This is a genomic window from Clostridioides sp. ES-S-0049-02, from assembly GCF_020658465.1.
Taxonomy (GTDB): Bacteria; Bacillota; Clostridia; order Peptostreptococcales; family Peptostreptococcaceae; genus Clostridioides.
The window spans coordinates 1,243,384-1,258,718 of record NZ_JACVWG010000001.1; the positions used below are offsets into that span (position 1 = coordinate 1,243,384).

Consider the following 15,335-nt stretch of genomic DNA (forward strand, 5'->3'; position numbering starts at 1 on the left):
GTATAATACCTAAATAGTGGTTTTGATTCTATTTATATCGAAACCACTATTTTATTATTTAATCTGTTTAAAACGATTAATTTCTGACATGCTCAGTTATACCCTTCCATTTTCTTTTATAAAAATAGATTAACCCAATAATAGCTGGGAGTATTGGTGATAAAGATTGAGCAAAATAAACGCCTATAAATCCATATTCTAAAATAGTTCCTAGTGTATAACTAAGGGATAGTCTAATAACTACAGAATCTAATAATGCATTAAACATAGCTAGACTAGTAAAACCTATACCAGTTACAAATGAATCATAAATATGCATTACTGCATAAATCAAACTGTTAATTAAACAATAAATTCTAAGATACACAATTCCCTCTCTAATAACTTCTTGATTTTTAGACCCCCAAAATACAACTATTGATTCTGCAAATATTTGTACAAAAACAATGGAAATAAATGTTACAACCAAGCTTAATAATGACAGCTTGACCAACTGCCCAACATAGCATCCCTGCAAAAGTATTTATCTTCAATCCAATTCCAGATACTGCTGAGACAGCAACTCCATAATTATTTAACATGCCAGTCATTAATAAGTAGAATATATTGACCATAGACATTTGTATGAAATATAGAAAGTTATTAATAACCATACTTATCAATGTCTTCTATATTCTTAGATTTTTATCAAATACACTCCTAAAATATACAATATATATATATGTATTGGATAGTATAAATAAAACAAATATTTCATACTCTTACCTTTTTCTCCATTATAAAGCAACATAAAAGGAAGTGACGCAATCATCATCCATTGGTAATTTTCTAGAAGAGATTTTTTCAAGCTATAATCTCCTCCTGCTATGGCTACAAATATAAATATACACATCAAAAAATAACAAATACTTAAACTAAACTTCTTTCCTCTACATAAATAAAAAATAATCCCCAGTGCAATCAAAATTGGTCCCCCTTCTACCAAAAATGGTACTGGTACAAAAATCATAATAAACATAAGTACTTTATCCGCTGAGCTAAAAAGTAAAGTTAATATAACGATTCCTAAAATTATAGGAACACTTATCATCAAAAGCCCTCTCACAAGATACTTTTTTCTTTTTCTGTTCTAAATTTCTTTATAAATTCTATAGCCTGTAAATAAATTACTACCAAAAATAATGTTGCAAAAATATTATTCATAATAATTGAACCTTCTGGATTTTGGAAAGCAGTATTAATTATTTGATTCCCTATTGCCATAATGATAGCCCCTACATATAATCTAGCAATATACTTTTTTTTGTTGCTTGTATGACAAAACCCTTCTACTACCATAAACGTAAACAATGGTGCTGATATTCTACCTAACCAATGAAACCAAACTGGTATATGCATTGTTTGTGGCATAAAAGCTGCTATATGGTCAAATGTCATAAATACCAGTGCTAATATTTTAATAGTAAATCCATTGAAACCTTTTTTAAGAAAATCCATATCATATCTCCTACTTCTGATTTATTTTTATGACGACTTCTGTTCCTATTCCTATTTCACTATTCACATAAATACTACCTTTATGAATCTCTATTATCTCTTTAGAAATAGCCATTCCAAGACCAGAGCCTTTATGTAATTCACCTGTATTAGTACCTCTATAATATTTTTCAAAAATATGCTTTAAATCATTTTTACTTATTCCTACTCCACTATCTTTTATTATAATTTCTATAGTATCTTTTTTTACTATTTCTATTTTTATCAGAGTTTCTTCTTTATTATGCACTATTGAATTAAATATAAGATTTGTTATAGCTCTTCTAAATAAAATTGAATCTACATATACTTCAATTAAATCTTCATAACTTACAAACTCAATATTTCTATTTTTATATCTATTGTCATTTAGAATATCTATTATTATATTTCTAACCAAACTAACTAAATTTATTTTCTTCTTGTTCAAAACTAAGCTATTATTTTTTAATCGAGTTGATAAATTTAAATCATCAACCAAATTTTTTATATACTTGGACTTATTGTATATAATCTCTGTATATTCTCGTAATTCCTCTTCCACAAATTCATAATCTTTATCATTGATTATCTCTGCATATCCTTGTATAGAAGCCAGTGGTGTATTTATATCATGTGTTATATTAGCTAACCATTCCTCTCGCATCTCTTCATTTTCTTTTCTCTCTGCTTCGTTTACCCTCAATGTATCAGCCAACATATTGATATTTTCAAAAACTTCTTCATATATTCCCCTGTTTTTAAGATATAAACTATAATTTCCGTTAGCCATAGTTTCAATACTCCATATTACATTGGATATTGGCTTTGTAAGTTTTCTACTAAATAAGTATCCTATGCTTAAAGCTACCATCCCATCAATTATCAATGTCAAAGTGATAATCTTATTTAAAATTGCTTTAGCATTATCTTGAGAATAAGTTAAAATTATTCTCGATACATCTCTACTAGGCATACCTATTATTATATTTAGATGTTTGTTGCCTAAATATTTTTCTAAAACAAAATTAGTATACTCTGTTTCTATATATTTGTAGTTATTAACCATTTGAAAAGGAGTATATTTTTTTGGAGTATTCGTTGGCACATTTACTCCATACAATTCTTCTCCTGAGTCATTTAAAACTTGTACCCAAGAATGTGATTTTTTTAATTTTTCAATGCCAGCTTTTGATAACTTGAACTCTCCATTTTTTTCATATAGCTCTTTTTCAAAAGAACGAGCAAACTCTTCAGGACTGTTTTTAGAACCTACAACATTAAAAAAATTATTAGTCGAAATCACATATAAAATAGACGCAATATTTATAATAACCACTGATATAACTACAAATACGATTGTAAACATAAAGTTTCTAGTAATCTTCCACTTCATATTCTAATCTTCCTTTACTGCTAATTTATATCCAAGTCCTTTTATCGTAAGGATATATTCTGGCTTTGAAGGATTATCTTCTAATTTTTCTCTAATCTTTCTAATATGAACCATTATAGTATTATCAAATCCAATATAATCTTCACCCCATACTTTATCCCATAACTTTTCTTTACTTATAATTTGATTTTGATTGTGTGCAAATAAAGACAATATTTTTAATTCTTTTGCAGATAATGCAATAGACTTACCATCTTTTATGAGTTCTGCTCTACTTTCATTTAATTTATATGGACCAAATGATATAATCTTTTCTTTATTATCTGAGTTTATGCTTTCATTTTGTTCTTCATTAAAATAATTTAGTCTTCTTAGATGAGCTTTTGCCCTAAAAGCGACCTCTTTAGGACTAAAAGGCTTTGTAACATAGTCATCGCCTCCAATTGCTAGTCCAAGTAATTTATCTAACTCTTCCGTCTTAGCTGATAAAAATATGATTGGTACATTAGAGTTTTTTCTTATTTCTTTACAAATATCGTACCCTTCACCATCTGGCAACATAATATCCAGAATGATTAAGTTAGGATTATATTTTTTAAATACTTCCAATCCTTCCTTTCTTGTTTTTGCAGTATACACATTGTTAAGACCTTCTTTCTTAAATACAGTTTCTAAGAGTTTTAAAATTTCTACCTCATCATCTATTACTAAAATGCTATTTTCCATAAATAACCTCCTATGATAATTTATCTATATATTAACATATATCTTCTCTAAGCTTCATTTATATTATTTTAAATCAAGTCAATATATAAACAAAATCATTGTTCTTTTTTATTCTTAATTAAAACCTTTTACTTGATGTAAAATTTTTATATGTTATTTTAGTTAATATTATTATCAATATGATTGAGATTAATATAGATAAACCTATTAAAGTATTTGGTACATTATACTTAACAATTTGTTGACTCATCATAATCCAGTTTGGAGTAATAGAAACAAATTTTATAGCATTATCTGGTATAAAGCCTGTAATAAAGTATGGAACAGCCATAATTAAGCCTCCTAATATGAAAGGCATTACAGCTGATTTAAATATTGAAGAAAGTGCTAGTCCTATTTGTGCAAATATGAAAGAACCAAAAATGACTGATACTATAACAATCAAGTACATTTGTATTACTGTAAGATTTAAATTACTATTACTAAAATACCATAAGTTCTTAATTGGTTCATTCAAATTTTTAAATTCAAAAAAACTAAATCCTCTAATCCCAACCAATAATACAAAAGAAATGTTAATCATGGACAAAGTCAATCCATTAGCTATTATTTTTGATACTACTACTGACTTTTTCCCATTTTTAGTTGTATTTATTAGACTTGTCATATTAGAATCATATTCTTTTGTATAGTTTCCAGAAGTTATTATAAACATTATCAACCCTATTAAAGGTATAGAACCCTCTATTTTATAAAATATATCTGAATATGTGTCAAAAACATTAAATTTTCTAATCAATACAAACCCAAATAATAGTAAAAATATCCAAAGCATCCAAACACTTTTTAATTTTAAGGCTTTTATTATTTCTGCTTTAACTAAATTTATCATATCTGTTATATCTCCTTTGCATCTTCTAAATCAAAGTAAAGCATATATACATCCTCAAATTTTGCTTGAACTAGTTGTACATTAGCTTCAGTTGGAGTATTTTCTGACACAACTCTAATTACTATTGAATTAACATCACTTTGAATACTTATAACTTTATATTTAGATTGAATCTCATCAATATCACACTCATCTTCAACTTGAATATTATAAACTTTATCTTGCATATGATTTAATATTTCTTTATGTGTTCCTTTCATAAGAAGTTTACCATTTTTAATCATTATTGTTTCTTTTGCAACTGATTCTATATCTGAAATTATGTGAGTAGAAAGAATTATTATCTTATCCCTTGATATTTTTGCTATTAGATTTCTAAACCTCGCTCTTTCTTGTGGGTCAAGTCCTGCTGTTGGTTCATCAAGTACTATTATTTTAGGATTGTTTAATAAAACTTGTGCTATGCCAACTCTTCTTTTCATACCTCCAGAGAATTTTCCTATAGCCTTATTTCTGACATCATAAAGACCTACTAACTCTAACAATTCATCTATCCTACAATTTAAATTTCTGCCTTTTAGACCTTTCAACGCTCCTATATATTGTAAAAATTGTCTAGCTGTAAAGTTTTTATATACTCCAAATTCTTGTGGTAAATATCCTAAAATATTTCTATAATCATCATCCATATTAAATATATCCTTACCATTGTAAAGTATTTGCCCACTCTCAGGTTTTATTAGTGTGGTTATTTGTTTCATTAGAGTGGATTTTCCTGCTCCATTTGGTCCTAAAAGACCATAAACTCCATTTTCTAATGTAACTGTAATTTTATCATTTACTACTTTTTTTCCATATATCTTTGAAATATTTTTAACTTCTAATTTATTCATTTTAATTCCCCTTTTATCTATTTATATACTTTGACTTTATTACTGAGAAACACAAAGTCATTATACCTAAAAATATTACTACTAAAAGTCCTATTGATAGATTGACAATATCTATATTCATTTTAAATATTCTAATATCACCTAAATAATTTCCTATTATTTTATTAAATCCAAATATTAAATCATAGTAATTTACTGTTGAAATAATCGAAAGCAATCCTTTAGGTAATATGTGAACTACTGACATCACTTTAGCTACAGCTATACTTAAAATAAGAAAACCTACTGATGATATTGAAGATTTGCTAATAAAAGAACCTAACATAGCTATCATTGCCCATCCTTCAAACATTAAAATATCTATAGCTATATTTGATATTACATAATTGGCTATATTTGAATTTGCTTTTAATGTAGCTATATTGTCTACTATCCTAAACGATTCTAAGTCACCATTAATTGGTAATCCTTGTTGTATGCAGGTCATAATAAATATCCAGATTAAATAAACAAAATAAATTACTAATGGTATAAATATAGCAATAACTATTTTAGATTTTAATGCCTTTTCCTTCTCTTTTGATGATAGTATAATATCTTTTACTGAAGAAATTACTTCATCTGTATAAAGATTTGATACAGTTATGATTATGACAATCAACATCCCTATATTTATAAGTGAATTTGTGGCTCTATAATTAAATACCTTCCAAAAGTCAACATTTTTATATTCATCAACATTTAGATTATCAAGTTTTTCTTTTGACATGGATTTAATCTTTTTAGAAAATTTATCACTATATGTTTGATTTGAAAGTTGTTTTAAAATATCAAGTTTTTTTTGAAATTTATCATTAGCTATATCTGTTCTATTACTTGTATATTCTATATGACCTTTTTTCTCATCAATATAATAATCTTCTGTTTCTAAAACAGGTTTAACAAATATACTGATTAATAATATGAATATTAATATCCCTAAAGATATCAACATGCTCTTAGATTTAATCAATTTCTTTATTTCCCAACTTATCAATATACATTTCCTCCTAAGTCTTTTTAATTGCTTTTTATTTATATACATAATAAAACTTAAATCTTATATCAATATAATTCTAACCTTAAATAAAACTTAAATTATGTGTTTAGTTTTATTCGCTACTTATTTTTATTGTAATTTTTTAGTTTACATTTTTTATAATAAACTTGCTATACTTTTATTAATAGGATTAAATCTAAGATAAGTTGGTGATTGTATGAAAAGTATAGATATTTATACAAAATTAAAAATAATCTTCTTAATATCTATGGCTATGTTTATTATTGGAGCAGCATTTATCTTTTTTATAGAAAATTATATAGTATCAATTATTTTTGTACTTGTTGGTATTTTTATTGATTGGAAATTTTATCGTTGCCCAAATTGTAATCATTATTTAGATTCAAGAATGGAACTTGTAAAGAATAGTACTTATTGCCCATATTGCGGAAAAATTATCAAATAGTGACTTAAATTGCATTTTATATTTAAAAGGAATTTTTTAATATAAAAACTTTATTATTAATAATCAAGATATTACATATAAATAATATAGTTTAACCAAATTTAATTGCATTGTTTTATTTATTTTTATAAAAGAACATATATATGTGTTATAGATATGCTCTTATCTTTTTTGTTGTCTCTTAAAATTTTTTATCATAACAAAAAAGATATAAAGAGTTATCTACAAGCTCTTTATATCTTTTAAATATCTATAAGTAAATCAATTAGTTTTTATATCCGTTTTAAAATATCTATCTTAAAATTCTTACTAACAATAAATTTTATTTTTTATATTATTGTTAATTTTAATATTCTAGCATTTCACTTTATTTATTCTTACATTCATTTTAATAATATATCCTGAATACTTTTTTAGTTTATCCTCTACTTTGAATCTAATTAATTCAAATATATAAACCTTTAATTCAATCTATTCATGTAAACCTTATCAGTTTATTGTCAGAGTTTATTCTTCAAAAAATAAATATAATTTTATAATATTTTTTAATCTAAAACAAGCATGTTGAATAATAAATCATATTCTAGTATTATTAACTTGTAGAATAAAAGCTAAATTGGTAAAACTAGAAAAATTTAGTAATAAAGTTATAGTGATAAGTACTAAAAAATGCTTTGTAAGTTATGTTAGCAAATTAGCACATATATAATTTTTTTATTTTTACTAAAGTTTTTAGGGGGATGGATAATATGTTTATTGGAGAAATAGACAGATGTACACATATATTGACTGCTTATATAAGTAGTTCATATGATTATTGTAATTTTATAGATACACAATTAGATGATTTTATATCAGAATATGGAGAAACTGTAGTTGAATCTTGTTTATATCAAGTTTTATTGTTAGTAAGTAGATATAATTAAAATTAAGTTTCATTTTCTAGAAAAACCTTTTTAGATTTTCTACCTTAAATAACTATATAATTTTTTATACTTTTCAAGTAACTATAACTTATTTTAAAGTAAAGATGTATTGGGAGTACATCTTTACTTTTTCACTATATAATTTAAAAGTATATACTATAAAATAAAACAACTATACAAATTACATCCTTTATATTCTCTTGAAACACAAGAATCATTCTATACACATATTCTACAATTTCATCAAATATGAATCTAAGTTTTTACTACTCCAAATTTTATCTATCTATAACGCAAATTATATTTATAAAATATCCCCCTATTGTACTTAAATCATATATAAAGTAACATCAATATTTAGAATATTCAATATCAATTGCGTAACTGGTCAATAAAAATGTATAACTAGACAAATTTCCATATTTATATAAAAAATTCAAGAAAAATAATCATTTTATTTAGATATATTTTTTATTTTTTTATTTAATTTATATTAAAAAATATCACTAATAAAGATTTTAATTAGTGATTTTCAAAGTATTAATCACAGAAAATTATATACCTGTAAATTAACTTTAGCATTTCTAATTTATAAAATAAAAGCCCAGCAAAATCTTTACTGGGCTTTTATTTTATAAATTGAGTTTATTATTTTCACCCCATTTACACATTTCTTCTAAAATAGGCATTAATGACAATCCCCTTTTGGAAAGTGAATATTCAACTTTAGGAGGAATTTGAGGATATTCTTTGCGTATGATAATACCATCTCGTTCCAATTCTTTTAACTGATTATTGAGAATCTTATCAGTTATTGAACCAATACATCTTTTAAGTTCTCCATAACGTAATACATCATACTCGACTAACCAAAACATTATAATCATCTTCCATTTTCCTCCAATAATTGAAAGAGTATATCCAAATGGTGTAGAAGTTATATTAGTTAAATCAGATGTATTATAGTTTTTCATACTCATTTAATCACCATCCTATAATAAAGATACTATCCTAAATGTTAGTACCTTACTTAAAAGTAAATACTTGTTTAAATATAAGATAGCACATATACTTATATAAATAAAAGTTACAAATTACGAGGAGATGACTTTCATGAAAAAATGTAAAATAGAAGTAATAAAAACAACATTCCATAAAGATTTAGCAGATGAGTATGGATGTAAAGGTATTGGAAAATGCCCTATGCATAAAGTAGGAGAAGTATTTTTTGGAGATTTTGCTAAACCTGAAAAATTATGTGACGAAGCATGGAAAGCAATGTATCAATATGTATTTGCTTTATCTCATGGTAGTGAAAAATTTTACTATGGAGATTGGATAGATAAAGAAGGAGTGGCTATATGCTCCTGTAATGATGGAATTCGTCCTGTCATTTTTAAAATTGAGAGAACTGATGAAGAATCTAAAATGGAATATAAACCCATAAGATAGATAATCGTCTTAAACTAATTTTACTAATCATATTTTAAATGCATTATTCCAATTTATTCCTTAAAATTTAATGCTTATAGTGAAATATAGTACCAAAATTAAATTAATGAAATACAATAAAAGGAAATTGTATATTGTACAATTTATGTCATAAAAAAGATTCATTTAAATCGATTTTAAAAACTGTTAAGTAATGTACCTAATATTTTTTTAATCCACTTATAAAGAGAATACTCCTACCAATAGATGTCTCTAACATGATTATAATATATGATAAATCTTGTTCATTTTGTCATATATTATAATCTTATTAATTCCTAATATATTTTTTGTAATACAAAATTTCCTAATGTAAGAATCCTTTGAAATTTCACTTTTATATAATTTTATTATTTTATTCTCTCCATAATCATAAATTTTAGATGTATTTCCTTTACCAATACATTCGTATTGTTTCATTATTTTCATCCTCTCAAATTCAATAATATTTATTATTATTTAATAGTATTTATAACTCAGATTTGATATAATACATAGGGTAAAATTTTAATTAATAAACCCTATATATTTACTTATATATTAAAGTTAACAAATTTAAAACTAAGGAGAGCTATATGTTAAAAGCAATAAAAGGAAATATAATTTTTACAAAGACTTCAGATACTTTCACAGTATTTGAAAATAGCTACATTATACTGAACAAAGGCAAAGTAAAAGGTGTCTTTAAAGATATACCTAAAGAATATAAAAACTCAGAAATCATAGACTATACTGATAAACTTATAATACCTGGTATGAACGACCTTCATTGCCATGCACCTCAGTTTAGAAATTTAGGCATGGCTATGGACAAGGAACTTATACCATGGCTTGAAACTTATACATTCCCAGAAGAATCAAAGTATATAGATATAGAATATGCTACAAAGATGTATAAAAAATTTGTAAAAGAAGTATGGAAATCAGGTACTACTAGAATAGCTGTATTTGCAACAGTACATAAAGAAGCATCTATGAAACTTATGGATATTTTTAAAGAAGCTGGTCTTGGAGCATATGTTGGTAAAGTAAATATGAACATGAATTGTCCTGACACTCTACTAGAAAATACTGAGGATTCTATCAACGATACAGAAGAAATAATAAACAAATACAGTGACATAAATTCTATTGTAAAACCAATTATAACTCCTAGATTTATACCTAGTTGTACAAGTAATCTCTTAAGGGAATTAGGAGATTTATGTTTAAAGTATAATGTTCCTATACAATCACATTTATCTGAAAACCATGATGAAATTGAATGGGTTAAAAGTTTAGAACCTGAATCTAAATTTTACGGAGATGCCTACAATAGATACAATTTATTTGGTCAAACACCTACATTAATGGCTCATTGTATTCACTGCTCTCAAGAAGAAATAGATTTAATGAAAGAAAATGAGGTTATGGCTGTTCATTGTCCTGCTTCTAATTTTAATGTTGGTAGTGGAGCCATGCCTATTAGAAAATTACTTGATAATAATATAAAACTAGCTCTTGGTTCAGATATAAGTGGTGGTCATACATTGTCAATATTTAAAGCAATAGTATCTGCAATCCAGCTATCTAAATTATACTGGGTAAATTCTAATAAGAAATGTAATTTCCTATCGTTATCTGAGGCTTTTTATATTGCAACTAAAAGTGGAGGAAGTTTTTTTGGAAAAGTTGGTAGCTTTGAAGAAAATTATGATTTTGATGCATTAATTATTGATGATTCAGATTTAAATCATGACAACTACTCTATACTTGAAAGACTTGAAAGATTTATCTATGTTGGTGATGACAGAAATATTATTCATAGATATGTATGTGGAAAATTAATTGAGGAACCTTCTGTAGAATTATAATAAAAAATTTTATTGTACATACCTTACTTAATTCATATACTCAATATTCATATACTCAATAAAAAGAGTATGTACTAAAATCCATGAAATCATAGATTAAAACATACTCTTTTAGATTATCTTTGATTTATTTCTAGTTGTATTTAATTTTAATAATTATATTGTGTTTTTTCATAGTCAGTTTTCTTTCTAAACTTTAATTTGTACACATTACTCTTAGTCCTTAAATAAGAATGCTACAATTTTTATGAAGTTTAACTAAATTACTCTTTGTAATACCCTTCTAAGCTTTAATTTTAGTTTTATTGTATGCTTTGCATACAATAACTATTAAGCCTATACCTATAATCACCAAAGCTATTCTACTTATTACAAATCTCTGTGGAATATCAAATGCAAGATTACCCATCGTGTCTGCAACTTTACTCTCTAGTATAGAGTTCACTAGATTTTTACCAGATATAATAGATAGTGTACCAGAATTTGTTATAAGAAATATTATTGGAATAAAAATATATAGAAAGTTTCCATTTATATTACCAATAAACATGCCCATACCTGATATAAATAACACAGATGGTATTAAAATTAGAATTATAGGTTTTATAAATTGACTAAAATCATTAAATTGAAATAATCTATTGTAAAAAATGAAACTTATTGCAATTACAACTGCAACTGTTAGAAGATACGCAACTGCTATTGTAACACTTTTTAAGCAAAAATATGTTGTAGGTTTTATCTTAGTGGTCATAGTAATTGTCCTTACAGCTTCTTCTCTCTTTGAAAAGATGTACGTGCAAAACACAAGAACTATAACTAGTAAAAATGGATTTACATCAAGTAAAAAACCAAAATAGCTCCACTCTGAAAATGGTGCTGTGTCGTTTAAACCATAGATTGTCTTTGTCTTAAGGACATTGTAGGAGAACCATCCTGTTATTAATATTAAAACCAAATATACCTTAGAGAATAACAATCTCTTCATTTCATATTTTATTATTTTTAAATTATTCAAAATTCAATTCCTCCCCTGTAAGATTACAAGCCTTTAAGAAATCATCATATTTTAATATATTGTACTTATATTTGTTATATAAGTCTTTAAGAATAGCTTCAAACTTATCTTGTCCTAAAATCTCTTCTGCCTTCAAAATTTGTAATGGCATTTTGTTATATAGAAGTCTCATAGAATTAGGTGATAAAATATTGAATACATAATTTTCAGGCAATTTTTCCAAATACTGCGGATTATTCATATAGAAATTTCTCTTAAGCTTATCATTTTCTTCTTTCCAATTATCTATAGTTTTTTTACTATACTCTTTTCCATACTCGTATTCCATGAACTTATTAGTTGCATAATTTGTTATTCCTTCTGGTGACCAAGGAGGTGTCATTTGGTCAACTTGTACTATAATCCCCCACCACTGGTGGCATATTTCATGAGCCAAAACTTCAGATCCATTTTCTCCCTCTCCTATGTGAGTATCAAATACATCTGGGTTGAAAATACTTTCATCCATATAACTTATATTCTCATGTGCTTTTCCTCCAGTTACCTGTCCTGATGAGGCTCCTCCTTCTACTAGCTTAAGCGGAATAACTTTATAACGTTCTAGTTCTCCATATTGTTTTGTATAGAAATTGATAGAATCTTTTATAATTTTCTCTGCATTCATTTTATTTATTTTATCTCCATGCTTTCTATTATAGTAAAATTGCACATCAATCCCACCTGCTTTTATATCTTTTTTTACATAGTCTGCAGCTATTATAGTCAACATTATTCCTCTTGTGCTAAATTTCCATGTACATTCATTATCCTTTTTATCACCTTTTACCTTTTCTGTACTGATTCCACTTACTACAGGTGTTATTCCAGTAGGTAGAGTTATATTACCATGAATCATCGATTCCATTGTATTCATAGCATCAACTTTAGGTTTTGGAAATATTGAACCTTTACTACGTAACTCAACCTTATCTTTACTTATTGTATCTCCTGCAAGAATAGTTTCAAATAGTTGATTGTTTATTAATTTCCCTCCATACTCAATTTCAATTTTAAGATTTTTTTCTTTAGGTATATTCAAACTAAGTCTTCCTTCTGCTTGTTTCTTCTTAGAAATATCATATTTAGCTTTCTTACCATTTATCTTAATATCTTTAATATCGTATCCAGGATTTAAATCAAATTCCAAGTTTTGATTTTCTCCACTAGTATTTTCCATAGTGTAGTGTATTTTGCCATCTAATCTTGCCTTTTTAGGATTTATTTTTATATCAAGATCTGAATCAAGTAATTTTATATTCTTATTTAGCTTTTCATCAGCACCAGTAGACATAACAGCACCTAAGCCAGACTTCTTATCTGATACCTTTTCCATTTTAGGTGGAGGAGTATCATCATAATATGGTTCAAATGCATATACACTATAAGAACCTGCAATTAATACTATAGTTAAAATTGATAGTAATACCTTTTTCATATTAATTAGTATAGATGAAAAAACATTTTTTTCATATTTTCTTGTGCATATCACACCTAATAAATACGTTGATATTGATATAAAACTCCAAAGTAGTCTATTCCAACATAAAGCTTTTAATTGCAAAGTATTCCCAAAGCTATCAGAATAAATAGTAACTTTTGTCTGTACCCAATCAATAAGATAACTATCTTTTATATTTATAGATAAAAATACTAGAACAAGGAGTATAATCATACTTAAATCAATACGTCTTGTTATAGAATAAAATCCTGCTGAAAGTAAAATACCAAATAATAAGGCTGGTAACATTAAAACTAAATAGTTTATAAGATAAGTACTTAAACTAAAATTATCACCCATCTTAATGATAGAATATGGAAAACATGTAATCATCGAAATTATTACAGATACTATAGTTGATACAAGAATAGAAATCACTCTAGCTAAATTTAAACTTTTAGCATCCATAATAGTTTCTATGATACCATTGGTTTTGTTTCTATAAATACTATCCATCTCATATATTGTAAACATTGAGAATAAAACTGTACCTATTAAAGCCCCTAACTTTGCTGGATTAAGTAAAACAGGTATACTCAAACTAAGTGATTGTCCTGAACTACCTTGGGGCAATAATCCAGGATTTTCATACATTATTATTGATAGACCTGGTATCAGTGCTATTACTACTATGAAAGTCCATGTAATCTTTGAGCTAAAAATCCTCTTTATCTCATCTTTGATAAATTTAATTGATTGCATTACTTTATCTCCTCCTCAGATATTAAAAACATATACGCATCCTCTAATGATGGTTCTACAGGTATCGCAAATTCTGGAAGCTTATGACTTACAATACGATATGAAGTCCCTGTTGTAGTAAGAATACTTGATGTAACTTTAAATTTGCTTGTTTTATTGCTATGTATTTTTCCATTTTTATCTTCATAAACTCCAACATGTCCCTCCGCTTTTTTAATTAACTCTTCAGAACTTCCATCAAATAGCACATTTCCTTTATTTATTACTATCAATCTATTACATACAGACTGAACATCTTCTATAATATGTGTGGACAATATTACAATCTTATCTCTTGAGTTTTTTGAAAATAAATTACGGAAGTTTATTCTCTCCTCAGGGTCTAGTCCGACTGTAGGTTCATCTAGTATTAATAACTCTGGATTTCCCATTATTGCTTGAGCTATTCCAACTCTCTGTTTTTGACCACCTGATAGGGTCTTAATCTTTGAATTTATCTTTTCTAATAGATTAGTTTGACTAATAACTTCTTCTATTATCTTTTTTGTGTTCTTATTAATACCTTTTAAAACTGACATGTACTCAAGAAATTGATACACTGTCAACTCATCATACAAACCAAATTCTTGTGGTAAATATCCTAATTTACTTTTTAAATTTGTTTCATTCTGTTTAAGGGGTTTACCATTTACTAAAATCTGACCTGAAGTTTGAAGTATTCTTGAAGTCAAAAGTTTCATTAAAGTACTCTTACCTGCTCCATTAGGACCAAGTAAGCCTATCAAATTTGGACTTTCAAGACTTATATTTATATCTTTTAGTGCTTCCTTCCCTGCTCTATAAATCATATTTAAATTTTTAACATCAATTTTCATGTTTCA

17 protein-coding genes are annotated in these 15,335 nt (G+C 26.1%); 4 read left to right on the forward strand and 13 right to left on the reverse strand.

Annotated features, from left to right (window positions below; translation table 11 throughout):
* Positions 1 to 76: 76 nt before the first annotated feature.
* The 8 genes from IC213_RS05655 to IC213_RS05685 all read right to left on the reverse strand — a co-directional run bounded on the left by IC213_RS05655 (position 77) and on the right by IC213_RS05685 (position 6,458).
* Entirely contained in the window at positions 77 to 517 is a 441-nt protein-coding gene (locus tag IC213_RS05655; protein WP_227823808.1) for a hypothetical protein, read from the reverse strand.
* 159 nt (positions 518 to 676) lie between these two features.
* Positions 677 to 1,090 carry a TraX family protein gene (locus tag IC213_RS20900; protein WP_255616313.1) on the reverse strand — a complete coding sequence of 138 codons (414 nt, stop codon included), beginning with the start codon at positions 1,088 to 1,090 and terminating at the stop codon, positions 677 to 679.
* An 11-nt stretch (positions 1,091 to 1,101) separates the two neighbouring features.
* On the reverse strand, positions 1,102 to 1,497 hold the full coding sequence (locus tag IC213_RS20905) for a TraX family protein (RefSeq protein WP_255616312.1): 396 nt from the start codon (positions 1,495 to 1,497) through the stop codon (positions 1,102 to 1,104).
* A gap of 10 nt (positions 1,498 to 1,507) precedes the next feature.
* The gene (locus IC213_RS05665; protein WP_227862822.1) at positions 1,508 to 2,911 is read right to left on the reverse strand and encodes a sensor histidine kinase; all 1,404 of its coding nucleotides are present in this window, start codon (positions 2,909 to 2,911) and stop codon (positions 1,508 to 1,510) included.
* 3 nt (positions 2,912 to 2,914) lie between these two features.
* Positions 2,915 to 3,637, reverse strand: a complete 723-nt coding sequence (locus tag IC213_RS05670) for a response regulator transcription factor (RefSeq protein WP_227433156.1) — start codon at positions 3,635 to 3,637, stop codon at positions 2,915 to 2,917.
* A gap of 118 nt (positions 3,638 to 3,755) precedes the next feature.
* On the reverse strand, positions 3,756 to 4,529 hold the full coding sequence (locus tag IC213_RS05675) for an ABC transporter permease (RefSeq protein WP_227483255.1): 774 nt from the start codon (positions 4,527 to 4,529) through the stop codon (positions 3,756 to 3,758).
* Positions 4,530 to 4,534: 5 nt separating this feature from the next.
* Positions 4,535 to 5,422: an ABC transporter ATP-binding protein gene (locus tag IC213_RS05680; protein WP_227831078.1), complete on the reverse strand. Its 888-nt coding sequence runs from the start codon at positions 5,420 to 5,422 to the stop codon at positions 4,535 to 4,537.
* Between the two features lie 13 nt (positions 5,423 to 5,435).
* On the reverse strand, positions 5,436 to 6,458 hold the full coding sequence (locus IC213_RS05685) for a hypothetical protein (RefSeq protein ID WP_227862823.1): 1,023 nt from the start codon (positions 6,456 to 6,458) through the stop codon (positions 5,436 to 5,438).
* A 220-nt stretch (positions 6,459 to 6,678) separates the two neighbouring features.
* On the opposite strand from IC213_RS05685, the gene IC213_RS05690 reads away from it, so the two are divergent.
* Together IC213_RS05690 and IC213_RS05695 are read left to right on the forward strand one after the other, a co-directional pair.
* Positions 6,679 to 6,927 carry a hypothetical protein gene (locus tag IC213_RS05690; protein WP_227862824.1) on the forward strand — a complete coding sequence of 83 codons (249 nt, stop codon included), beginning with the start codon at positions 6,679 to 6,681 and terminating at the stop codon, positions 6,925 to 6,927.
* Positions 6,928 to 7,676: 749 nt separating this feature from the next.
* Positions 7,677 to 7,853 (forward strand): hypothetical protein, encoded by a 177-nt coding sequence (locus tag IC213_RS05695; protein WP_227433148.1) that lies wholly within the window; start codon positions 7,677 to 7,679, stop codon positions 7,851 to 7,853.
* Between the two features lie 632 nt (positions 7,854 to 8,485).
* On the opposite strand, the gene IC213_RS05700 is transcribed toward IC213_RS05695, so the two are convergent.
* Positions 8,486 to 8,827, reverse strand: a complete 342-nt coding sequence (locus IC213_RS05700) for a winged helix-turn-helix transcriptional regulator (protein WP_227433313.1) — start codon at positions 8,825 to 8,827, stop codon at positions 8,486 to 8,488.
* Positions 8,828 to 8,966: 139 nt separating this feature from the next.
* Here IC213_RS05700 and IC213_RS05705 point away from each other — a divergent pair, with 139 nt between their 5' ends.
* The gene (locus tag IC213_RS05705) at positions 8,967 to 9,305 is read left to right on the forward strand and encodes a TIGR04076 family protein (RefSeq protein ID WP_227433146.1); all 339 of its coding nucleotides are present in this window, start codon (positions 8,967 to 8,969) and stop codon (positions 9,303 to 9,305) included.
* A 261-nt stretch (positions 9,306 to 9,566) separates the two neighbouring features.
* On the opposite strand, the gene IC213_RS05710 is transcribed toward IC213_RS05705, so the two are convergent.
* Entirely contained in the window at positions 9,567 to 9,764 is a 198-nt protein-coding gene (locus IC213_RS05710) for a hypothetical protein (protein WP_227483258.1), read from the reverse strand.
* 155 nt (positions 9,765 to 9,919) lie between these two features.
* Here IC213_RS05710 and IC213_RS05715 point away from each other — a divergent pair, with 155 nt between their 5' ends.
* Positions 9,920 to 11,197 carry an amidohydrolase family protein gene (locus IC213_RS05715; RefSeq protein ID WP_227862825.1) on the forward strand — a complete coding sequence of 426 codons (1,278 nt, stop codon included), beginning with the start codon at positions 9,920 to 9,922 and terminating at the stop codon, positions 11,195 to 11,197.
* A gap of 283 nt (positions 11,198 to 11,480) precedes the next feature.
* On the opposite strand, the gene IC213_RS05720 is transcribed toward IC213_RS05715, so the two are convergent.
* Genes IC213_RS05720 through IC213_RS05730 form a run of 3 tightly spaced genes read right to left on the reverse strand, consistent with a single transcriptional unit; the run spans position 11,481 to position 15,329 of the window.
* Positions 11,481 to 12,215, reverse strand: a complete 735-nt coding sequence (locus IC213_RS05720; protein WP_227862826.1) for a hypothetical protein — start codon at positions 12,213 to 12,215, stop codon at positions 11,481 to 11,483.
* Positions 12,208 to 14,454, reverse strand: coding sequence for a M1 family aminopeptidase (locus IC213_RS05725; protein ID WP_227862827.1), 2,247 nt, complete (start codon positions 14,452 to 14,454; stop codon positions 12,208 to 12,210). The genes IC213_RS05720 and IC213_RS05725 overlap by 8 nt, the downstream gene beginning before the upstream one ends.
* Positions 14,454 to 15,329 (reverse strand): ATP-binding cassette domain-containing protein, encoded by an 876-nt coding sequence (locus IC213_RS05730; protein ID WP_227862828.1) that lies wholly within the window; start codon positions 15,327 to 15,329, stop codon positions 14,454 to 14,456. Before IC213_RS05730 ends, IC213_RS05725 begins: the two co-directional genes overlap by 1 nt.
* Positions 15,330 to 15,335: the final 6 nt, after the last annotated feature.

Excerpts from the sequence above, each read along its gene's own strand:
- IC213_RS20900 (WP_255616313.1), bottom strand. The coding sequence starts at position 1,090 with ATGATAAGTGTTCCTATAATTTTAGGAATCGTTATATTAACTTTACTT.
- IC213_RS20905 (WP_255616312.1), bottom strand. The coding sequence starts at position 1,497 with ATGGATTTTCTTAAAAAAGGTTTCAATGGATTTACTATTAAAATATTA.
- IC213_RS05665 (WP_227862822.1), bottom strand. The coding sequence starts at position 2,911 with ATGAAGTGGAAGATTACTAGAAACTTTATGTTTACAATCGTATTTGTA.
- IC213_RS05670 (WP_227433156.1), bottom strand. The coding sequence starts at position 3,637 with ATGGAAAATAGCATTTTAGTAATAGATGATGAGGTAGAAATTTTAAAA.
- IC213_RS05675 (WP_227483255.1), bottom strand. The coding sequence starts at position 4,529 with ATGATAAATTTAGTTAAAGCAGAAATAATAAAAGCCTTAAAATTAAAA.
- IC213_RS05680 (WP_227831078.1), bottom strand. The coding sequence starts at position 5,422 with ATGAATAAATTAGAAGTTAAAAATATTTCAAAGATATATGGAAAAAAA.
- IC213_RS05690 (WP_227862824.1), top strand. The coding sequence starts at position 6,679 with ATGAAAAGTATAGATATTTATACAAAATTAAAAATAATCTTCTTAATA.
- IC213_RS05695 (WP_227433148.1), top strand. The coding sequence starts at position 7,677 with ATGTTTATTGGAGAAATAGACAGATGTACACATATATTGACTGCTTAT.
- IC213_RS05700 (WP_227433313.1), bottom strand. The coding sequence starts at position 8,827 with ATGAAAAACTATAATACATCTGATTTAACTAATATAACTTCTACACCA.
- IC213_RS05705 (WP_227433146.1), top strand. The coding sequence starts at position 8,967 with ATGAAAAAATGTAAAATAGAAGTAATAAAAACAACATTCCATAAAGAT.
- IC213_RS05710 (WP_227483258.1), bottom strand. The coding sequence starts at position 9,764 with ATGAAACAATACGAATGTATTGGTAAAGGAAATACATCTAAAATTTAT.
- IC213_RS05715 (WP_227862825.1), top strand. The coding sequence starts at position 9,920 with ATGTTAAAAGCAATAAAAGGAAATATAATTTTTACAAAGACTTCAGAT.
- IC213_RS05725 (WP_227862827.1), bottom strand. The coding sequence starts at position 14,454 with ATGCAATCAATTAAATTTATCAAAGATGAGATAAAGAGGATTTTTAGC.
- IC213_RS05730 (WP_227862828.1), bottom strand. The coding sequence starts at position 15,329 with ATGAAAATTGATGTTAAAAATTTAAATATGATTTATAGAGCAGGGAAG.